This is a genomic window from Collinsella sp. AF37-9 (genome assembly GCF_003475115.1).
Classification (GTDB): domain Bacteria; phylum Actinomycetota; class Coriobacteriia; order Coriobacteriales; family Coriobacteriaceae; genus Collinsella.
On the sequence record NZ_QROQ01000065.1, the window covers coordinates 1 to 1,035 of the forward strand.

At 62.1% G+C, this 1,035-nt stretch carries 1 protein-coding gene; it reads left to right on the forward strand.

Translation table 11 applies throughout. The features are described 5' to 3' along the window. Nucleotides 1–1,035: SIS domain-containing protein (locus DW024_RS09910; RefSeq protein WP_117797216.1), on the forward strand; the 1,035-nt coding region annotated here is incomplete at its 5' end.

A 1,035-nucleotide genomic window follows, 5' to 3' on the forward strand; every position in this document is an offset into this window, starting at 1 on the left:
ATGTTCAATTTCGATGAGCCTCGTTACGAGAAGGTTGTGAGCGATGCCCTCGCTCTCCGTCCTCAGATTGAGGCTGCCGTGGACGAGGTCTGCGAGCAGGGCTATTCCAACATCTTCTTCATCGGCTGCGGCGGCACCTGGGCCCACACGCTCCCGATGAAGTACTGGGTCGAGACCACCACGGCCGACGTCGACGTCCACTGCGAGATCGCCGCCGAGTTCCTCGCGTGCCCGCCCAAGGCCTTCACCAAGGACTCGGTCTGCGTCTTCTCCACCCGTACCGGCACCACCCCCGAGATCATCGAGGCCGCCAAGTTCTGCCAGGAGCAGGGCGCCCGCACGCTGATGTACGTCTCCAACGACAACACCCCGGCCACCGAGTACGCCGACTACAAGTTCTTCAGCTTCGCCGAGGACGACGTCCTGTGCGAGGCCATCTACACCTACCAGATCACGCTGGTCGCCCGCTTCCTCAAGAACGCCGGCGCCTTCCCCAAGTACGACACCTTCATGGAGGAGTTCGGCAACATCGCCCCGTACCTCATCAAGGCCAAGGACGCCCAGGACGAGCGCTGCGCCGCCATGGCCGAGGACTTCAAGGACACCGACTACCACATGGTGATCGGCTCCGGCATGCTCTGGGGCGAGGCCTACGACTACGCCATGTGCATCCTCGAGGAGATGCAGTGGATCAAGACCAAGTCCATCCACGCCGCCGAGTTCTTCCACGGCACCATCGAGCTGTGCGAGGAGGGCACGAGCCTCATCATGCTCTACGGCGAGGACGACACCCGCAAGCTCATGGACCGCGTGGACAACTTCACTCACATGCTCGCCGACGAGAAGGGCGTCCATGTCCGCGTGAACAAGTTCGACACCGCCGAGGTCGAGCTGCCGTTCAGCGACCCCGAGTTCCGCAAGATCGTCTCCCCGATGGTCACCTACACCATCACCGAGCGCCTGAGCTGCCATCTCGAGCACGTCCGCAACCACCCGCTCACCACGCGTCGTTACTATCACCAGATGAATTACTAA